Genomic DNA, 18421 nt, shown 5'->3' with positions numbered 1-18421 from the left:
TCACACCTCCCGTCCAAGCAGGGACATCAGCCCGTCCGCCAGCCCCGCCATCCAGCCGAGGTAGTCGTGGCCACCGTTGAGCTCGCGGTAGATGACCTCGTGTCCCTTCGCCCGCAGGACGTCTCGCAGGTGCCGGTTGGCGACGAGCTGGCTCGGGCTGTTTCCCGGAGACGGGCCGCGCTCCAGCAGCCCGACGTTGAGATGGAAGCGGACTCCGCTGCGTGGAGCGCGGGCGAACTGGCCGGTGAGCCACTCATGCTCCTCCGCGCCCCCCGGCGCCCACCAGAAGGAGCCGGACTGCGACAGCACGTTGCCGAAGACCTCCGGGTGGCGCAGCCCGGCGTACGCCGCCGCGAGCCCTCCGAAGCTCCAGCCGCCCATCACCGTCCGGGCGGGGGCGGCGCGAAGCCGGAGCTCGCTCCGCACCAGCGGCAGCAGCTCCGCCGCCACTTCCTCCACGAACGCGTCGTTGCACGGCAGCTCGACGTTGCGGTCCGAGTGGTGCAGCAGGACGCAGACCAGCGGCGGGATGTGGCGGCCGGCGATGAGGTTGTCGAGAACGTCCGTCACGCCGAGCTCCAGGTGGCCCGCGCCGTCACAGAGCACCAGGAGCGGCGCGTCTTCCGCCACGGAGCCGCTCGCGGGCCGGTACAGCCAGAAGGTGCGCTCGCGGCCCGAGCGCGCGTCCTGGTACACGCCCTCGTCGAGCCGGCCCCGGGGAACGTCCGGCCGCCGCACCGTCCAGTGCCGTCCCGGCGCCTCCGGCAGCTCGATGACGGACATGGGCGGAAGCGAAGGGTGGGGCGAGAACCGGCGGGGATTGAGCGCGTCCGGGCGCCAGACCTTCATTCGCTCCTCGAGGTACCGGGTCTCTTCTTCGGCGCTCATCTCATGGAGGGCGCGGAGCGGCTCGTCGGGTGAGAAGCAGTAGGTGGTGCGAAGGTCCCGCCTCACCCGCCAGGTGCGGTGCCACAGGCTCGTCCCCGGCACCGGCACCAGCCGGTTGTGTTCAGGCTGCCAGATGGACTCCAGCCCCGGCACGACCACCACGCCGCGCACCGGCTCCTCCGCCCGGAAGACCAGGGTCAGCAGCAGGTGCTCCCGGTCTCCCTCCTCCTCTTCGAGCAGCGGCGTTCCCTCTCGGGTGAGCCGCCGCCAGAAGGACTCGGCGGCGGTGGTGTCGCCCGCCTCGACGTGACGGCGGAGCTCGGAGATGCGCGGGCTGATGGCAGGTCGGCTCAAGGTGAATCCCCCCGGATGACGATGGCGCTCAGGCGAACGCCGTCTGCGGGTCCGTCCTGGCGCGGCCGACCTCTTCCAGGGTCAGCTCGTTGAGCTGGACGATGCGGGTGGGAGCGATGTCGCGGATGAAGTCTCCGTCCCCGGTGGCCAGCGCTTCGTCGATGAGCCGCGCCGTGTAGCCCACGTGCCGCGTCTCGTCCCACATGAGCCGGTCGAGCATCCGCGTGAGGCGCTCTTTCGACTCCTCCGGGCAGTACGTCAGCAGCACCGGGCGCGCCAGCATCTGGTTCACCATGGTGCGGATTTCGGCCACGTTCATCTGGAGCAGGTTGTCCAGGATGGCCTGGTAGGAGTAGGGCGGCAGCCGCTCCGGCTTGTCGTCGGCGCGGTAGATGGGCGCGAGCGTCTTGAGCTCGCTCCGGAGCGCATCGCCCACCGTGCCGGGGAAGATGCGCTCCACCATGCTCGAGTACATCCGGGAGTGGCGCGCCTCATCCATCGCGTGCTGCTGGATGAGGACCGAGACGTGCTCCTCGTGGGTCTTCCCCGCGAGGTACCAGAGCTTTCCGGAGCCCCAGCCCTCGGTGGACGCATTGCCCACGATGATGTTCGCGAACCACTCGCGGTCTCTCGCCATCTCCCGGAACTGGTCGCCGTACCAGGCGACGCTGAAAGGGGGAGGATGTGCCTCGAAGGTGTTCCTGAGGCATTCGCTATAACGCTCCAGCGGCCCGAGCTGATGCTGCTTGAGCGCTTCCAGGGTGACTTCAGCAACGACATTCATGGACACATCCTCCCTGTCTCTCTCACGGGGCCGGGTTACAGGTGCTCAGGCGCGAACGGGGCGTTGCGCGCGAAGTAGATGCAGTCGAACCCCGTGGACGCGCCGGCGCGGACGGCGGTCTTGATGGTCAGCTTGCCGTTGGACGACTGGCGCGACTGCTCGATGGACTTGAGCTGGCTGTCCTTCAGCTCGAAGGAGATCTGCGACGACTCGGTGGTGCGCTGCATGCTGGTGACTCCTGAGGGTTGTGTCGGGTTGGAATGAGGTCGCGGCAACCGGGAATGGTTTCCGCCGTCCCTCACCTGCTTTGAGTGGGGGGCGGGACGGGTGTGATGCATGGCCCGAACGAGGTGCGGCTCCACACCCGACAAGCGGGGTATTCTGGTTGCTACGCTCAGACCCACCTTGTTAGGTTGGTTGAGCCCATGCGCACCTCCTCACTTTTCAGGTGTGGTCTGTTTCTTGCCCTGGTGGTCTCTCCTGCTCTGGCCCGGGACATGAATGAGACCCTCACGATTCGGACCCTCAAGGTGCCTGAGCATCCAGGCCAGCAGGCGCCGTCCATCTTCGTTGCCGGGCAGGTGGCGACGGTGCTGCGTTTCGAGAAAGACGTCGACCCGGCGAGGACGGAGCTCCAGTCCTGGAAGGGTCGTTTCGAGCCGCCGCTCGTGGGTGGCAAGAAGGTGGTGCTGGAGCCGCTACGTGATCTCGCTGGTGGTGAGGCGCTTCCCTTGCGCGTGGCGTTCGTTGACGGGACGGAGCTCATGCTCCTCGTGCGGTCCCGGAGTCGCGAGGACGGGGGATGGATCGACTACCAGGTCAACGTGTTCAGGGACCTCGACAGCTACAACGCCGTCCTTTCGTCCCTTTACGACTCGCTCAACAGGGAGCGAAAGCTGAGCGACGAGAACGAGCGGCTCAAGAAGGAGGAGAACTCCGTCGATCACGCCCTCGCGACGCTGCTCGCGAATGGTGAGGTGAAGAAGACGCCTTTCCGCCTCAAGAGGCGCTGGCGCTCGAAGAACGAGGACATGGACACCCGGGTCGATTTCTACGAGGGCCCCGGGAAGGCGGCGGTCGTGGTTCACCTGACGAACACCGACCATGGCGAGCCCTGGACGTTCGACGGTGCCTACCTGACCCGGGATTTCACCAACTCCACGGCTCGGCCCTTCGCGCTTCGCATGGACCGGCCCATACTCGTTCCTGGTCAGTCGGGAAAGATCGCGGTTGTCGTGGACAAGAGCGCATTTCTGACGGACCAGGGACAGCTCACCGATCTTGCCCTCCAGCTCTTCCGTGGAGACGGTCTCCTCCAGGTGGCCGTTGCGGTGGATCACACGCTGATTCGGCAGTAGAAGTGCCGCTCATGCCCACGACCAAGGCCCTGCTGCTCGGCTCCCTCGTCTTGCTTGCCACGTCTTCCGGCTGCACCACGACGGGAGGTGTTGCACTGCGCCCGGATGGCACACCGGGGCCGCAGGAGTGCTCCGAGGAAGCCAAGAAGGCGATGCGCTACATGAAGCTGCGCGTCGGGGATTCGGCCTGGGTGGCCCTCGACGCGAACCAGCTCGACGCGAGGCGCATCTCTCTCTACGACGGACCTATCGAGAGCATGCTGGACGAAGAGCTTGGGACGCTTGAATCGACGACCCGTCTGTACGGGCAGGTCTGGACGGGCGGCCCGCAGGTCGTCATCCGGTGGTACGAGGCCCATCCTCCGGACAGCGAGAAGGTTCCCATCTGCGCGGTGGCCCGGCTCAGCCGCGACCAGATGCGGAAGCTGCCCGAGTCGAAGCCCGGGATGGCTATCCTCGAAGGCTCTTCCGCTGCGGCCTATATCGTCGATGCTTTCCGCTGACTCGTGTTGTGGCCGCTGTCTCGACGTGCTCCGGCTCAGGGCCGACGCGGGCCGCCGGCGGGCACGTGCCGCTGGAGGAACCGGTCCACCAGGGCCCGGGCGAGCTGCCGGCCGAAGCCGCCATCCCAGACATCGAAGGCGTGCTCCGCGTACGGCAGCGTGAAGAACTGGTGGGGCACGCCGGCCTGCTCGAGCCGGGCGGCCAGCGCCCGTGAGGCGTGGAGCGGCACCACGCTGTCGGCCCCGCCGTGCAGGAGGAGCGTGGGCGGAGCCTTCGGGCCCACATGGGTGAGCGGGGAGAGCAGGGCGTACAGCTCCTGGTGGCCCTCCAACGGCACACCCGTGAAGCCCTCGAGTTGCCGCCGCGTGCCCGGGCCGATGTGCTCGGCCTCGAAGATCAGGTCGCTGGGGCCGTAGAAGCTGATGACGGCCTTCACCGACGTGTCCCCAGCCTCGCAGGAGGGCGGAAGGCGCGGGTCACCTGCGGCGTAGCCGGCGAGCGTGGCGAGGTGCCCGCCCGCGGACTCGCCGAAGAGGACGAGCTGGTCCGGGTCGATGCCGTAGGTGGCGGCATGGGCCTTCACCCAGCCGATGCCGCACAGGACGTCCCCCGGCGCCTTCAGCCCGGTGGCCGGCGGAAAGAGCCGGTAGTCGAGGCTGATGAACGGGTAGCCCCGTGAGGTGAAGAAGTCGGCCCAGGCGCGGGCATGGCCGCGCTCTCCACCGCTCCATCCACCGCCGTGGAGGTAGAGGACGGCGGGGCGGGGACCGGACGCCGGGGCGCCGGGAAGGAAGAGGTCGGCGTGTAGGTCGACCCCTTCGAGGGTGGCGAAGCGCACCGTCTGGCTCGGGAGCGGCCGGTGGCCCACGAGCGGCCGGAAGTAGTCGCGCGGGCCGAGGGGAATGTCGTGGGCCCTCGCCATCCGCCACGCGGACAGCGCGGGCCACACCGCGGCGAAGAAGACGAGCAGCGCGGCGGCACCGGCACCCCAGCGCAGCCAGCTCCATTCCCCGGCGCGCCAACCGCGAGCCGCGAGCAGGGCCGTCAGGAGCGCGGGCACCAGCAGGACGAGGCTGTACTCCCGCAGGATGCCCTTGAAGAAGTGCACGAGCGCGGGTGACCGGGGCGGCGCGAAGAACACCGCCGCCAGCAGCAGGCAGCCGGCGAGGTGGGCCAGCGTCAGCGCGGTCAGCAGCAGCGAGAAGGGGGCGGGGCGGAGCAGCGACGTCCTCCAATGACGTGGACACCCCCGGTTATCGCTCATGCCGCTCTGCCTGGACCAGGGACTCCCATGCTCCCTGGCTCGGACCACGCTACGCTGGGGGGATGGCAGAGCACTCCACCATCCACGTGAAGTTCTTCGACGCGCAGTCGGGCCAGCTCATGGGGGAAGCGGAGATGCCCGCCTCGAACCTCCCCCAGAGCTTCGAGGCCTCCACCACGTTCCAGATTGAGGGCCGCTCCTATCAGGTCGTCTCCGCCTCCCCCATGACGGCCCGCGAGTTCCGGGCGAGCGGAACGCTGCGCATCGACATGCGGGAGGTGCGCATCGAGACGGCGAACCCTCGCGACATCCTCTATTCGCTGCCCACCCTCTGCGAGCAGCTCCCCTCCATCGAGGAGGGCTCGACGAAGCTGGGCCGGCGGGTGCTCGAGCTGCACGAGGATGACTGGCGGCAGGTCGAGCTGGTGACGCTCCTGCACCAGGGGGCCATCGAGGAGGACCTGAGGGCCGTCGAGCGCATCCACACCGAGCACCGCAAGGGCCCCGGCTTCGATGCGCTCCACATGCGCAAGGCGGTGGTTTCTCCGCTGGAGGGAACGCTGCTCACCCTGGCGGACCTGAGGAGCGCCCTGGGTGAGGCCGCGACGTGGCTCGACGGCATCGCGTTCCAGGGCGTCGCCGGACTCGTCGAGGACGGCTTCGCCGTGAAGCTGCCCTCGGGGCTCGCGCTGTACGGCACGCAGGAGGCAGGGCGTGTCGCCGTGCTGGGGCTCCACGGCGCGGGAGCCGGTGCGGCCGTCGAAGGAGACGCGCGCCTGCTGGCGGCGCTCGCCACGCGGCACCAGCTCTGCCTCGTCGACTGGTGCCGGGTGGAGCAGCTCCCCGCCTCCGCCCAGCGCTTCCAGGCCTGGATGTCGGGCGGCTAGTGCTGGTACTGGAGGCCGGCGCCGAGGATGCGCGTCCGCGTGCTGTAGCTGCCTCCGTTGACGGTGTCCGCCGGGAAGTCCTCACCGGCCAGCGGGTTGATGCGAGGCATCGCGGCCTCGGAGGGCGTCACCTCGCGGCGCCCTCCGAAGTCTTGTGAGTACACCGCGTCCAGCCGCCAGCGCCCGCCCACCCGCAGGCCCAGGCCCAGCGAGCCCGACACCTTGTCCGTGTCCACCGTCAGCGGCGATACGTAGGCGGCGGGAATGGCGCTCTGCTCGTAGCTGAGGCCCGCGCGTGCATCGAGAGCGAACGCGCCCACGGTGAGGGCGTACTCGCCTCCCAGCCGGAAGGACTGGCTGTCCTTGAACCGGCGCGGAATGGAGACGGCCGGCACCTGGAATGGGCTCGGGATGCCTGTCACGTCGAGGATGCGCACGTCCTCCGGGAGGATGTCGATGGACTGATGGGACGACCACAGCTCGCGCGCGTAGCCCAGCTCCACCCGCAGCGCTTCGAGGGGCCGCGCCTCCACACCCGCCCGGAGGATGGCCGGCAGCTTCATGCGCATCCGCGCCGTGTCGCCCTCCTGCCGCGCGCGGGCGAATACGTCGGCGCTCGGCAGCCGCACCCGTACCGTGGCCGGCGCGTCCAGCGAGTACCCGAGCTGCCCGCTCAGCCCCACGCGCAGCCAGGGCCTCGGGCGCAGGATGATGCCGAGGTTCGCGCTCGGCGCCAGCAGGCCCGTGGCCTTCAGCTCCGCGAGCGCGTCGTAGGACGGGTCCTCCGGCGCGGAGAGGAGGCGGTCCGGCGGGCTGGTGGCGAACACCGTCCGCGCCGCGAAGCTGCCCACCATCACGCTCACGCCCGCGCCCACCTGGAGGAAGTCGAAGGGGCGGTACGCCGCCGAGACGCCGGGAATGGCCAGCAGGGAGCCGTCCAGGGTGACGAGCGAGTAGCGTGACGGAGAGGGGCTGCCGTCCTCCAGCGACAGCGGGTAGCTCATCAGGGCCACCTGGGGCGCGAGCACGCCCGCTGCGACCACGAATTGCTTCCGCTCACCGAAGGCCCGGGCCCCCGCGAGCGTGGGGATGGGGAGGAAGGCGGATGTGCCCCGCACGGCGGGCATGGCGCTCTCCCACGTGGCGCCCGCGCCGTCCGCCAGCCGCACCCGGCGCGTGTAGTCCGCGGAGAAGCTCACCCACGAGGCGTCCAGCAGCACGCCCGTGCCCGCGTCCACCAGGCCCGCCGGGTTGTACCAGAGCGCCCCCAGGTCATCCGCGCCCGCGACGAAGGCCCCACCACGGCCCAGTGGACGGACGCCGCGGTCCCCCACATAGAGGCCGCTGGCCCCCGCGAGCAGGGGGAGGAGGAGGGCGGTGAGGAGGACCGCGGGAATGGACGTGGACGGCTTCACGGTGCACCTCCGGCCTGGTTCGCCACCACGTAGAACCGCTCCAGCCCGTGCTCCGGGTCGAGCAGGAAGGACGCCAGCTCCCGGGCAATGCGCTGGTAGTCCTCCGCAGAGCGAGGCTCCGGCTGTCCCGGCACCTCACGCTGGATGTCCGCCACCGCCTCGGTGAGGACCTCCCAGGGTGTCCGTGGCGCCGCCTCACCCGGTATCTCCGTGGGCGTCACCAGCCTCGCGAGCACGCCGGGCAGCACGTCGTGAGGGTCCATCTCCCGCGCGCAGACGCGGGTCGTCCCGTCGCCGGCGTACGCCTTGCCCGCGACGCGGCGCCCCAGCGTCAGCGCCGAGTCCACCACGTCATCGGCCTTCAGGGCTTCCGCGCCCAGATGCGCCAGCGCCACACGCTGCCTTCCGTCGGAGGCGAGCCACTGAATCACGTCCACCGAGGTCCCCAGCAGCGCGGGCCACGCGCCGTCCGGTGAGTCCGGGTCCAACAGGGAGTCCGCCAGCGCGTCCACCTGGGCCCGCAGCGCCGCGTCGCCTCGTGCCGCCTCCAGGAAGTCCCAGCCGGTGGCGAGCAGCGGTCCGCCCAGCGCGTCCCGGGTCTCCTGGGTGAGGGTGTCCCGCATCCACGCGCACCGCGCATGGGGCGGCACGAAGGTGTCGGGGCAGCGCGCGTGAAGCTCCGAGCGCAGCAGGTCCAGCGCCGGGGGGAGCAGCCGTGGCACCAGCGGGTTGGCGAACGAGGACGACTCGCGCTCGCCCTGGACCGTGAGGAACTGGTCCGACAGCCGCGACAGGGCGCTGTCCCAGGCCGCGCGCCGGTCCGGCCCGCCGGGGTGCTCCGCCGCGAAGGCGTCGATGAGGAGGGACAGCGGCGTCACCTGGGCCCGCGTCACCCCGTCCTGCCGGAGGTGCGTGGCATTGCCATGCCGGTCCGTCAGGCCCGCCAGGCCGGCGCGGTCCGGGTCGATGGCCGTGCGCACCAGCTCCGCGATGACCCTGACGCCGTCCCACGTCTCGGTCCGGGTGCACCGCCGTGTCGCCGCATCCACCGCCATGCAGTGTGGAACCTGCGTGGCCTGGAGCCGCTGCGTCAGGGCCTGGAGGCTTCCCATGGCATCCCCGCGCAGGAACTCCGCCACGAGCCGCTCGTACCGGGACACTCCCGCCTGGGAGCACATCGGCCGGGTGTCGCCCGGCTGGCGCGTCAGCCGGCACTCCCTCTCCGGCGCGAGCCCGGTCGCCCAGTGCCGGTGCAGCGCCTCCATGACCTGGATGAACAGGTCCTCGCGGTCTCGCATGGTGAAGGCGAGCAGCAGGGGGCGGATGGCCGTGTAGAAGCCCTCGGTCTCCAGCACCATCATCGAGTCCGGTGTGCGCTGGAGGAACCACTCGCCCTCGGGACAGGTCCGCAGGCCCCGGACCTTGCCGTCTGGCGCGGCATCCGGCGCGCCCGGGTCCGGGTCGTCGATGACGCGCTCCGCGCAGACGGAGCTGCCGAGCTGGGTGCCCTGCAAGTCCCTCAGGAAGCGGTGGGTGATGTAGTTCCTTCCGGTGGACGTGGGGCTGTCATTCACCTGGTCGAACACGAGCGTGCGGTTGATCCACTCGGGCTTCGGGCGGAAGTCGCGGCTGTTGCCCGGCGTCCAGAAGCCGGTGATGCCGCTGGATTGCTCCAACACGCTGACCGTCGTCGCGCCGATGCCGAGGACTCCGTTCCGGAGGATGCTCGGCCGCAGGTACAGCCGAGCCTTGCCCACGATGGACTGGAGGTAGAACACGGCCATGTTGTCGATTTTGAAGACCTCGCACTCGCGATACGTCCCGCCGAACAGCGGCAGGTCGATGTCCCCGATGAGGTCCACCCCACGCGCGTGCACCACCGCGTTGGCCTTGTTGCAGTAGGTCACCCCGTTGGCGTCGTGCACGACGTTGAGGAAGCGCTGGAGCATGCTCCGGTTCGCCCCCGCGTCCGGCTGCGTCCGGTCCACCGGCGTGCGCGGGTTGCCGTGCTCTCCCGTGGACGCGTTCAGCGCTGGGCCGTTCAGCGCATTCCGGTCGTAGGTGATGGCGTCGCGGTGCTCCATGTGGCTCGCGAGCGCCTGACCCAGCCCCTGCGACTCCGGCCGTGCGAGCGCCTTCAGGACGTCCTCCAGCAGCCCCGGCTCGCGGGCAATCTCCACCGCCACGTCCAGCAGGTCGTCCCGCAGCGTGTTGCCCGCCTTCAGCTCCGCCTCCGGGTGCGCGTCCGCCGTGCGGGAGAGGAACCGGAGCAGTCCCACCAGCCGTGCCACCTCGCCCGGGTGGTCCGCCGCCAGCGTGCGCAGCAGCGCCAGCGTGTCGTCCGCGGAGGGCTGTCCCAGCACCTGGGCGCCCGCGTGCACCAGGTCCAGCAGCGGTGCCTCGTCCGCGCGGAAGCCGTCATAGGCCACGGTGACGGGAGGGTAGTCGCGCGTGCGCGTCGCCGCCCCGTCGCGAGGCCCCAGCAGGACGGGCAGTCCGTCCAGCAGCTCCGCCACCGTGCTTCGCGGGTGCGTGCCGTCCACGGCGAGCATCGGCCGCACCTCTGAGAGCACCTGCCCCAGCAGCGTGTGCCGCGCGTCGACGTAGGCGTACAGCGGTGCGTTGTCCGGCCCGGCGCGGACGCGGCCCCCGGCGTCGCGCTCGGCGGTGTCCACGAGGCCCGGCACGGGGAAGGGCGTGGGCACGGGCGCGGTGGAGCCCCGGATGAACCGGCCGAGCGCGTCCACGTCCGGGAGCCCGTCCGCGTTCGCGTCCGCGAAGGGCAGCCCCGGGGAGGCCACGGCCGCCACGCCACGCCCATCCCTGCGCACGGCCAGCACCGGAGGCCCGGAAGGCGCGGGCCCCGCCTCGGTGAGCAGCAGGGTGGACAGCAGCTCCGCCCCGGTGCGCGGGCGGGACACCACGTCCCGCCGCGCGAGGTCATCTCGCGTCACCAACAGTGGCGCGCGGGGGGACTCCGGCGCCAGGGTGCGCAGCTCGTGGTGCACCACCTCCAGCAGGGACGTGAAGGCGGCGCGAGCGGGGCCGGGTGTGGACGTGGGCCCCACGGCGCGGGTGGTGGTGTCCAGCACGTCCCGCAGCCCCGGGTACGTGAGCAGCGGCCGCATCAGCCCGAGCACCCGCTCCGGTGGCTGATAGCCCTGTCGCGCATCCAGCGTGGCCCAGGCGCGGGCCGCCTCGGGGGAGGACTCGAAGGACTCCAGCCAAGTGCCCAGCGCGCGCGTCGTGTCCGGCAGCGTGCCGTCGCCGTACAGGGCCGTCATGCGCCCCAGCAGCGCCGCCAGCTCGTCATGGAGCCGCGCCTCGGCCGGTGTCCCCGGGCCGCACGTCAGCGCGGCGTCCGGGTTGGACACGTCCCGTACCGGCACCCCGGTGTCCGGGAAGAGCGCATCCAGCGCGGCCACCACGCGCGGGCGTTGCCGGGCCAGTGCCGCCAGCCGGGCCACGGCCTCCGCGCGCTTCGCCTCGCGCGAGTCCACCGCGTCCGCGGAGGGGGCCGGCAGCAGCGACGTGTCCACGCCGTCCGCGTACCCTCCGTCCAGGCTCCGGTGGCAGACGCCGCGGAAGGAGGCGCCCGACAGGTCCTCGGGCAGGATCAGCGCGCCCATGCGGTCGCACAGGACGCCGAAGAAGGCCTCGCCGAGGGTGCTGGGGGGCGGGGCAAGGCGGGTGGTGTCGAGCTCGGTGCTTCCACACGCGGCGCACAGCAGCAGCAGTGCGCACGCGCGGGCAGGCCACGGCACTCCGGGGGGAAGTGGACGCATGAGACCTCGCGAAGCGGGGGACATCGCTGAGGAGTCGACGCACGACCGGGCTGGCATCCAGCGTCCAGCGACACTTGACGCTCTGTCAAGGGAGGTCCAGAAGCATCCGCTTTCCGTGTAACAACAGACTCAGCTCGCCCAGGGGGACGGGGCCGTCTCGTGCCTGGGGGGCGCCTTGGTGGCCCGCAGCAGGGGGAGCGAGAAGGTGAAGGTGGAGCCCTGGCCCACCTCGCTGTCCACCCAGATGCGTCCGCCGTGGGACTCCAGGATGTTGCGGCAGAGGTACAGCCCCAGGCCCAGGCCGCCGTAGGACTGCACGGGCGTGTTGCTGCCCCGGAAGTAGCGGTCGAAGACATGGGCCCGCTGCTCGGGAGGAATGCCCACGCCCGGGTCGGACACGGCCACCTGGACCTCGTCTCCCGCCATGCCGAGCGTCATGCGGATGGTGCCTCCCTCCGGGCTGTACTTGACGGCGTTCTCCAGCAGGGTGAGCAGCACCTCCTCCAGGCGGAGCCGGTCTCCCAGCACCCAGACCTCGCAGCCTCCCGTCTGCAAGTCCAGCACGTGCGAGGTGCCCAGGCGCGGGAAGCTCGTCGAAATCGAGCGCACCAGCGCGTGGAGGGGCACGGGCGCGAGCCGGATGGAGAGCTGTCCCGTGTCCACCTGGGCGGCTTCGAGCAGGTGCTCGATGAGGCGCTGGAGGCGCCGTACATGGGCCCGGAGCCCGTCCAGCGTCTTCGCCTCGGCGGGGTGGTCCGGCCGCAGCCGGCCCGCGAGCGACTCCATGCGAATCGCCAGCGGGGTGAGCGGTGTCTTCAGCTCGTGCGCGGCCAGGGTGAGGAACTCGTCGCGCGCGCGAATCGCCGCCCGGGCCTCGCGCAGGAGCCGGGTGTGGACCCCCTCCATGCGCTTGCGGTCGGTGATGTCATGGACGAGCACGCCGGCGCCGAACGGCGCCCTTCCCGCCGAGGACCGGACGGGGAATCCACTGGCCAGCAGGTACCGCTCCTCCCCGAACGAGCGGTTCTCCAGCTCCCGCTCCATCACCGGCTCTCCAAGCTGGAGGGTCCGGTGGAGGAGGGGCACCAGGTCGGAGCAGATGTCCCCGGCCCGGCGCTCTTCCGGGAGGTCCCCACCCAGGCCGAGCAGGTGGAGGAAGGCCTCGTTGGCCCGCAGGCACCTCAGGTCGGCATCGAAGAAGGCGAAGCCGATGAGGGCCGTCTGGAGCACGGTGTCGAGCTGGGCCAGGGACTCCTGCGCGCGCCGCACCGCGCCCGCGAGCTGGTCGTGGAGCTGGGCGCGCTCAATCATCAGCGAGCAGCGCCGGGCGAGCTCCTCGGCGAGGGCGCGGTCCTCCCGCTCGAAGCCGCGCCCGGGTGCGGTGCGGAAGAGCGCGAGCTGCCCCAGGACATGGCCCTGGCTGTCGAGCGGGAGCGTGAGCTGCATGCCTTCCCGGGGCGACGCCGCGGCCGCGACGGTGGTCGTGGCCATGGGCCGCGTGGCGTCGGAATCGCGTCTGGGCAGGAGCCACTCCAGGGCATTCCGCTCGCCCGCCACGCCCACGGGGACCAGGTCCGACGGGCCGCCGTGCCGGAGCGACAGCACGCACGCATCCGCCAGCTCGGGGACCACCCTCCGGGCGACGCGCGCGAGCGCCATGTCATCCAGCGACTCGGCGAGAATCGCGCTCGCGTCCGCGAGCAGCCGCTGCCCGCGCTCCACCCGGCGCCGCTCCCGCAGCGCCGCGGCGAGCATGAGGGCCAGGATGCTGAAGACGGCGAGGAAGGCCTGGGTGGCCACGAGCGCCTCGTGGGGCGTGGCCTCGCTGAGCTGGAAGGGGCCCAGCCCCCGGCCCGCGTTCCAACCCGCGATGAAGGCCAGCACTCCCGTGGCGGTGGACACCCCCAGCACGCCGAAGCGCAGGGCCGCCCACACGAAGAAGCCGAAGGCGGCATAGAGGACGATGAAGACGGTGGGCAGCAGCCCGCGGGTGCCGGGCACGGAGGGGATGCTGAACACCCACTGGCTGAGCACCGCGAGCAGCAGCAGCAGTACCACCGCCTCCACGCGGCGCCAGAAGCGGATGCGCGGAAGGGGGAAGACGGTGAGGAAGAACGGGCCCACCAGCACCACGCCGAGCGCGTCCCCCAGCCACCAGCTCGTCCACCACGTCAGGAAGGGCACGTCCGGAGCCAGCCAGCGCGCGGCGGCCGCCGCGGCCAGGAGCCCGCTCACCATGGCGGGGAGCAGGGCCCCCAGCCCCACCAGCGCGAGCACCTCCCGGGGATGGGTGAGCGTCACCGGGCGCCGGAGGACGGCGCGCAGCAGCGAGGCTCCCAGGAGGGGCTCCATGCTATCGGCGATGCCCCAGGCCAGGGCAATCGGCGCGGGGCGCCCGTGGACGAGGAGTTGGAGCAGCGTCTCCGTGAAGAAGATGGCCGCGAGCCAGGCGGGCCAGGTCCGTGCCGGTGTCCGCAGCAGCAGGGCGAGGGTGAAGCCGGCGGGCAGCCAGAACGCCAGGAACCGGGCGGGGTCGGAATAGAAGTACTTGTCGCTGAGCGCCGCCAGCGCGGCATAGACGAGGCCCACGAGGACGGCTCTTGGAAGAAGCGGAGCCGCCAGCCGGACGAAGTTGCCGTGGGCCATCACACCACCGCCTTCCCCACCTCGCGGGGCCGCCACCCGCGAGGAATGCCCATGATGAACGTAGGCACCTGGACGGAGGCGATGACGGGCAGGGAGGGTGGGGGCCGTTCGTTCCAGCGGCCGACGGCTGGCCGAAGAACTGGAGCCGCCCGGCGGAGGAGGGCATCGTCCGGCACATGGACGTGCCCACGTCAGTTCCCGTCGTGCCCCTCACCCTCCAGCGCCGGGTGAGGGCGCTCGTCTTCCTCACCGTCTTCCTGGACCTGGTGGGCTTCGGGCTCATCATCCCGCTGCTGCCCTTCTACGTGGAGTCGATGGGGGGCTCGGCCACCACGGCGGGCGTGCTGCTCGCCCTGTTCTCCTCCGCCCAGCTCGTGGCCACGCCGGTGCTCGGGCGGCTGTCGGACCGCGTGGGCCGGCGCCCCGTCATCCTGCTGAGCCTGCTGGGCAACGCGCTCTCCATGGCGCTCTTCGCGTACTCCACGTACGTCCACCTGCTGCCGGTGCTCTTCGTCTCGCGGCTGCTCGCGGGCGCCACCGCGGGCAACCTGGCAGCGTGCTCGGCCGCGGTGGCGGACGTGACGGAGCCCGGCGCGCGGGCGGCGGGGCTGGGGCGCGTGGGCGCCGGCATCGGGCTGGGGATGGTGCTGGGGCCCGTCATCGGCAGCCAGCTCCACGTCTGGGGCGAGTGGGCGCCACCGCTCGCGGCGGCGGTGTTCGCGGCGGCCGCGCTGCTGGGCGTCTTCTTCCTCTTCCCGGAGACGCACCCGCGCCACGCGCCGCACGCCACGCCCATGCCGGAGCGGCGGCGGGTGTCGCTCATCCAGGCGCTGGCCCAGCCGGGCATCGCGCCCGTGCTCGCGCTCTTCTTCCTGACGTTCATCGGGATGACGAACCTGCAGGTGTCACTGGGGCTGCTGGCGCAGGAGCGCTTCGGCTGGAGCGGGCGGGAGGTGGGGCGCCTGTTCGCGTTGCTCGGGTTGATGTCCTTCGTGTTGCAGGGCTTCGCCATCGACTGGCTGACGCGCGTGGCGCGAAGCCTCACGCTGGTGGTGCTGGGCATCGTCCTCATGGGAGCGGGCCTGGCGTGCATCGCCCTGGCGGCCCAGCCCGCCTGGCTGGTGGTGGCGATGGTGCTGGTGGGCACGGGCATGGGCATGTTGCAGCCCGTGCTCGCCAGCCTCGCCTCCGCGCTCGCCGGGCCGGAGTTGCAGGGCGGCGTGCTCGGCATCGCACAGTCGGCGGGCGGACTGGCGCGCGTGGTGGGCCCGGTGTGGAGCGGCTTCCTCTACTCGCGCTTCCACCCCGGCGCGCCCTTCCTCAGCGGCGTCGCCGCCGCCGGAGTGTCCCTGCTGGTGGCCATGGCCCTGTGGCGGAGCCACCCCGGCATGCGCCCGCCTGTCTCATCCGCCAAGACTTGACCTGGGTGGTTCGTCACCCGTGTCCGTGCGTCCTACCCGACGCATGGCGCTGGAAATGACGCACTCCACGTCCTGACGGGATGTGTCAAACGGTGGGTGAGACTGTCTGTATTTCAACCCGCGCGCAAACCTTCAAACGTGCCAGTGAAAACCTTCAATGCCCTGGCATACAGGCAGGCATGTGTCTGTTTTTTGTCCGGCAAGTCCACAAGTTCCTGTTTCTGGGCGTTAATAAGGAGCATCACCCCTGAGCAGGAGCACGCATGAGCAACTCTCGAAGCAGGGTGGTCCTCATCACCGGCGCATCCTCTGGCATCGGCCAGGCCTGCGCGGAATTGCTGGGCGCGAATGGCCACGCCGTCTACGGCACCAGCCGCCGGCCCACTCCCGACGGTGAGCACTACAAGATGCTGGAGATGGACGTCACGCGTGACGACTCCGTCCAGCGCGCGGTGGACATGGTGCTGGCGCGCGAGGGGCGCATCGACGTGGTGGTGAACAACGCCGGCTTCGTGATGGCGGGCGCGGTGGAGGACGTCTCCATCGAGGAGGCGCAGCAGCAGCTCGACACCAACTTCTTCGGCGTGCTGCGCGTGTGCAAGGCGGTGCTGCCGTCCATGCGGGCGCGGCAGTCGGGGCTCATCGTCAACATCAGCTCGCTGGGCGGCGCGGCCGGGCTGCCCTTCCAGGGGCTCTACAGCGCCAGCAAGTTCGCGCTGGAGGGGCTCACGGAGAGCCTGCGCCAGGAGGTGGCGCCCTTCGGCATCGAGGCCACGCTGGTGCAGCCCGGCGACGTGCGCACGCGCGTCCGGGAGAACCGGGTGAAGGCGCGCGAGTCCGGCCCCGGCTCCGCGTACCGCGAGCTCTTCATGAAGGTGCTGAAGGCGGTGGAGGCGGAGGAGGGCGAGGGCATCGCGCCCCAGGCGGTGGCGCGCAAGGTGCTGGCGCTGACGGAGAAGCGGCGCGTGCGGGTGCGCTACACCGTGGGCCACCTGTCCCAGCGCGTCGCGCTGATGGCCAAGACGCTGCTGCCGTCGCGCACCTTCGAGCACATGGTGATGTCCATCTACGGGCTGCCCCGCCGCTGAAGCCGGGGCAACGGACGCGCCACGGGCGCCGGAAGCGGTTCCCGTGGCGTGGGCTTCGTGGCTCAGGCGGCGAGCGTCGCCTCGTCCACGCCGGCCTCGGCCATCAGCGCGGCCAGGGCGGCCTTGAGCTTGTCCTTGGCGCGAATCTCGAGCTGGCGGGCGCGCTCGCGCGAGAAGCCGAAGTGCTCGCCCAGCTCGCTGAGGGTCATCTCCGCGTCGCCCATCACCCGCTGCTCGATGATGAAGCGCTCGCGCGGGTCCAGACGGCGCAGCGCCCGCTGCACGAGCTCGCGCGTGAGGTCTGCCTGCTGCTTGTCGGCGACCTCGTCCACCGCCGAGGCGGAGTCGGACTCCACGAAGTCCAGGTGGGTGGCGTCACCGTCCTCGCCCATGGGCGCGTCCAGGGACAAATCCCTGCCGCCCATGCGCTGCTCCATCTCCCGCACCTCGGAGGCCTTCACGTTCAGCTTCCGGGCAATCTCCTCGGCGTTGACGATGTGGCCCTCGCCGGCGCCCAGCTTCTCCAGCTCGCGGCGCGTGCGGGCCAGGCTGAAGAACAGCCGGCGCTGCGCCTGCGTGGTGCCCAGCTTCACCAGGCTCCAGTTCTTGAGGATGCAGTTCTGGATGTACGCGCGAATCCACCACACCGCGTAGGAGATGAGGCGGATGCCCTTGTCCGGGTCGAACTTCTGCACCGCCTTCATCAGGCCGATGTTCGCCTCCTGGATGAGGTCGGACATCTTCAGGCCGTAGGAGCGGTACTCGTACGCCACCTTCACCACGAAGCGAAGGTTGGCGGTGACGAGCTGGTGGCCCGCGGCCAGGTCGCCCGCCCGGAAGCGCCGCGACAGCTCCTGCTCCTGCTGCTGGGTGAGCAGCGGGTACCGGTTGATCTCCGAGAGGTAGGTGGAGAGGGAGTCAGGGGACGAGAAGGAGTTGGTAGCCTGCATGGTGTCTCTCGGGGAAAAGAGATCGGGTTGGGGGACCGCGTCACTGCGAACGGGGGGGCCTGTCGCAATGCACATGCCACGGCCGCGAGGCTCCGTTTTCGAGTGGATACGCGGGTTTGCACAAAGGGCCGGCGGTGCTTAGGGGCGGTACCCGGTAGCTTTTACAGGGGGCTTTCCGAAGACTCTTCCGACCGTTCAGCACCGGACGGGAGGGTGGTGCCGGGCGGGTGCGAGCAGGTGCGTCCAGCCAGGCGGGCCCTCGCACGCCGGGCGTGCTCCTCCTTCCCTCGCGCGTCATCGCCACCTTGGGAGGATGGTGCGTCTCTTCCAGCTCTTCGCGGTCTCCGCCGTGGTGATGGGCGTGTCGCAGACCCTCGCCAAGGAGCGCATCTTCGCCCCGCTGCGTGAGCGGCTGGGGGGGCAGGAGACGTGGTTGGGCTACCTGGTGTCCTGCCCCTACTGCATCTCCCACTACGTGGCCTTCGCGCTGGTGCCGCTGACGGGCACGTACGCCATCGACGTGGTGGTGGGGGGCTGGCTGGGGAGCGCGCTGCGCTGGTTCCTCTCCTCCCTGCTGGTCACCGTCATCGCGGCCTTCTTCCGCGTGGTGTTCTGGTTCATGGATGAGTCGCAGGGCCTGGTGCGGCGGCGGCAGAAGACAGAGGAGGAGGAGACCGCGACGAAGCGCCTGATGCGCAAGCACGTGGAGCAGCGGGTCTCCCAGCCGGAGGGGAGCGAGCCTCCACCGCCGGCACCCCATTGAGCGAGGAGGAGGCGAGCATGGCTTCGGAATGGGCGGAAGAGGCGGAGCGGCAGGCGAAGGCCATCACCCGGGACCTCATCGAGGTGGGCCGGGTGAAGGGCTTCCGGGTGACGTACCAGAAGCAGGAGGCGCGCTTCGCCCTCCGGGCCGCGAGTGCCACGACCTGGTTCCCCGCGCATGACTACGAGCGGGGGCCGAACCGGGACATGGACTGGCTCCAGCTCCGCATCGACATCCTCACGCAGGTCCGGCGGGGGCTGCAGGGGATGTGGAGGGAGGAGATGGAGGAGGCGTCCATTCCCTCTCCCTCGTAG

15 protein-coding genes are annotated in these 18421 nt (G+C 70.8%); 7 read left to right on the top strand and 8 right to left on the bottom strand.

The genetic code is table 11. From position 1 onward, the window contains the following. From fes to K8638_RS18520, 3 genes are read right to left on the bottom strand one after another with little or no spacing between them, the layout of a single operon-like run. Positions 1–1242 carry an enterochelin esterase gene (fes, locus tag K8638_RS18530; protein WP_223755872.1) on the bottom strand — a complete coding sequence of 414 codons (1242 nt, stop codon included), beginning with the start codon at positions 1240–1242 and terminating at the stop codon, positions 1–3. A gap of 28 nt (positions 1243–1270) precedes the next feature. Beyond that, complete coding sequence (locus K8638_RS18525; protein ID WP_223755871.1) at positions 1271–2026, bottom strand: hypothetical protein; 756 nt, start codon at positions 2024–2026, stop codon at positions 1271–1273. 35 nt (positions 2027–2061) lie between these two features. Then, entirely contained in the window at positions 2062–2253 is a 192-nt protein-coding gene (locus K8638_RS18520) for a hypothetical protein (protein WP_223755870.1), read from the bottom strand. Between the two features lie 198 nt (positions 2254–2451). On the opposite strand from K8638_RS18520, the gene K8638_RS18515 reads away from it, so the two are divergent. Next, positions 2452–3384 carry a DUF2381 family protein gene (locus K8638_RS18515; protein WP_223755869.1) on the top strand — a complete coding sequence of 311 codons (933 nt, stop codon included), beginning with the start codon at positions 2452–2454 and terminating at the stop codon, positions 3382–3384. Between the two features lie 11 nt (positions 3385–3395). Continuing rightward, positions 3396–3887 carry a serine/threonine protein kinase gene (locus K8638_RS18510; RefSeq protein WP_223755868.1) on the top strand — a complete coding sequence of 164 codons (492 nt, stop codon included), beginning with the start codon at positions 3396–3398 and terminating at the stop codon, positions 3885–3887. A gap of 35 nt (positions 3888–3922) precedes the next feature. On the opposite strand, the gene K8638_RS18505 is transcribed toward K8638_RS18510, so the two are convergent. Continuing rightward, a complete protein-coding gene (locus tag K8638_RS18505) occupies positions 3923–5152 on the bottom strand; it encodes an alpha/beta hydrolase (RefSeq protein WP_223755867.1) in 1230 nt (409 codons plus the stop codon). Between the two features lie 62 nt (positions 5153–5214). Between K8638_RS18505 and K8638_RS18500 the strand changes: the two genes are divergently transcribed. Continuing rightward, complete coding sequence (locus tag K8638_RS18500; protein WP_223755866.1) at positions 5215–6039, top strand: hypothetical protein; 825 nt, start codon at positions 5215–5217, stop codon at positions 6037–6039. Here the strand turns inward: K8638_RS18500 and K8638_RS18495 are convergent. The 3 genes from K8638_RS18495 to K8638_RS18485 all read right to left on the bottom strand — a co-directional run bounded on the left by K8638_RS18495 (position 6036) and on the right by K8638_RS18485 (position 13885). Then, positions 6036–7454, bottom strand: a complete 1419-nt coding sequence (locus K8638_RS18495) for an outer membrane protein transport protein (RefSeq protein WP_223755865.1) — start codon at positions 7452–7454, stop codon at positions 6036–6038. The genes K8638_RS18500 and K8638_RS18495 overlap by 4 nt on opposite strands. After that, complete coding sequence (locus tag K8638_RS44900; RefSeq protein WP_305071173.1) at positions 7451–11239, bottom strand: hypothetical protein; 3789 nt, start codon at positions 11237–11239, stop codon at positions 7451–7453. Before K8638_RS44900 ends, K8638_RS18495 begins: the two co-directional genes overlap by 4 nt. A gap of 129 nt (positions 11240–11368) precedes the next feature. Beyond that, complete coding sequence (locus K8638_RS18485) at positions 11369–13885, bottom strand: MASE1 domain-containing protein (protein ID WP_223755864.1); 2517 nt, start codon at positions 13883–13885, stop codon at positions 11369–11371. A gap of 176 nt (positions 13886–14061) precedes the next feature. Here K8638_RS18485 and K8638_RS18480 point away from each other — a divergent pair, with 176 nt between their 5' ends. Next, complete coding sequence (locus K8638_RS18480) at positions 14062–15306, top strand: MFS transporter (RefSeq protein ID WP_223755863.1); 1245 nt, start codon at positions 14062–14064, stop codon at positions 15304–15306. A 263-nt stretch (positions 15307–15569) separates the two neighbouring features. Further along, positions 15570–16394, top strand: coding sequence for an SDR family oxidoreductase (locus tag K8638_RS18475; protein WP_223755862.1), 825 nt, complete (start codon positions 15570–15572; stop codon positions 16392–16394). A gap of 62 nt (positions 16395–16456) precedes the next feature. Here the strand turns inward: K8638_RS18475 and K8638_RS18470 are convergent, their stop codons facing one another. Continuing rightward, on the bottom strand, positions 16457–17344 hold the full coding sequence (locus tag K8638_RS18470) for an RNA polymerase factor sigma-32 (protein WP_223755861.1): 888 nt from the start codon (positions 17342–17344) through the stop codon (positions 16457–16459). A 313-nt stretch (positions 17345–17657) separates the two neighbouring features. On the opposite strand from K8638_RS18470, the gene K8638_RS18465 reads away from it, so the two are divergent. Both K8638_RS18465 and K8638_RS18460 read left to right on the top strand, forming a co-directional pair. Continuing rightward, positions 17658–18107 carry a hypothetical protein gene (locus K8638_RS18465; RefSeq protein ID WP_223755860.1) on the top strand — a complete coding sequence of 150 codons (450 nt, stop codon included), beginning with the start codon at positions 17658–17660 and terminating at the stop codon, positions 18105–18107. 17 nt (positions 18108–18124) lie between these two features. Continuing rightward, positions 18125–18421, top strand: coding sequence for a hypothetical protein (locus tag K8638_RS18460; protein WP_223755859.1), 297 nt, complete (start codon positions 18125–18127; stop codon positions 18419–18421).

It is taken from the genome of Myxococcus sp. RHSTA-1-4 (genome assembly GCF_020037125.1).
Taxonomy (GTDB): domain Bacteria; phylum Myxococcota; class Myxococcia; order Myxococcales; family Myxococcaceae; genus Myxococcus.
This window is presented reverse-complemented; position numbering and strand designations above follow the sequence as displayed.

Bases quoted from the DNA above. Each gene is read 5' to 3' on its own strand.
- K8638_RS18505 (WP_223755867.1), bottom strand. From the start codon at position 5,152: ATGAGCGATAACCGGGGGTGTCCACGTCATTGGAGGACGTCGCTGCTC.
- K8638_RS18465 (WP_223755860.1), top strand. From the start codon at position 17,658: ATGGTGCGTCTCTTCCAGCTCTTCGCGGTCTCCGCCGTGGTGATGGGC.
- K8638_RS18510 (WP_223755868.1), top strand. From the start codon at position 3,396: ATGCCCACGACCAAGGCCCTGCTGCTCGGCTCCCTCGTCTTGCTTGCC.
- K8638_RS18475 (WP_223755862.1), top strand. From the start codon at position 15,570: ATGAGCAACTCTCGAAGCAGGGTGGTCCTCATCACCGGCGCATCCTCT.
- K8638_RS18480 (WP_223755863.1), top strand. From the start codon at position 14,062: ATGGACGTGCCCACGTCAGTTCCCGTCGTGCCCCTCACCCTCCAGCGC.
- K8638_RS18485 (WP_223755864.1), bottom strand. From the start codon at position 13,885: ATGGCCCACGGCAACTTCGTCCGGCTGGCGGCTCCGCTTCTTCCAAGA.
- K8638_RS18500 (WP_223755866.1), top strand. From the start codon at position 5,215: ATGGCAGAGCACTCCACCATCCACGTGAAGTTCTTCGACGCGCAGTCG.
- K8638_RS18520 (WP_223755870.1), bottom strand. From the start codon at position 2,253: ATGCAGCGCACCACCGAGTCGTCGCAGATCTCCTTCGAGCTGAAGGAC.
- K8638_RS44900 (WP_305071173.1), bottom strand. From the start codon at position 11,239: ATGCGTCCACTTCCCCCCGGAGTGCCGTGGCCTGCCCGCGCGTGCGCA.
- K8638_RS18460 (WP_223755859.1), top strand. From the start codon at position 18,125: ATGGCTTCGGAATGGGCGGAAGAGGCGGAGCGGCAGGCGAAGGCCATC.
- K8638_RS18515 (WP_223755869.1), top strand. From the start codon at position 2,452: ATGCGCACCTCCTCACTTTTCAGGTGTGGTCTGTTTCTTGCCCTGGTG.
- K8638_RS18470 (WP_223755861.1), bottom strand. From the start codon at position 17,344: ATGCAGGCTACCAACTCCTTCTCGTCCCCTGACTCCCTCTCCACCTAC.
- K8638_RS18525 (WP_223755871.1), bottom strand. From the start codon at position 2,026: ATGAATGTCGTTGCTGAAGTCACCCTGGAAGCGCTCAAGCAGCATCAG.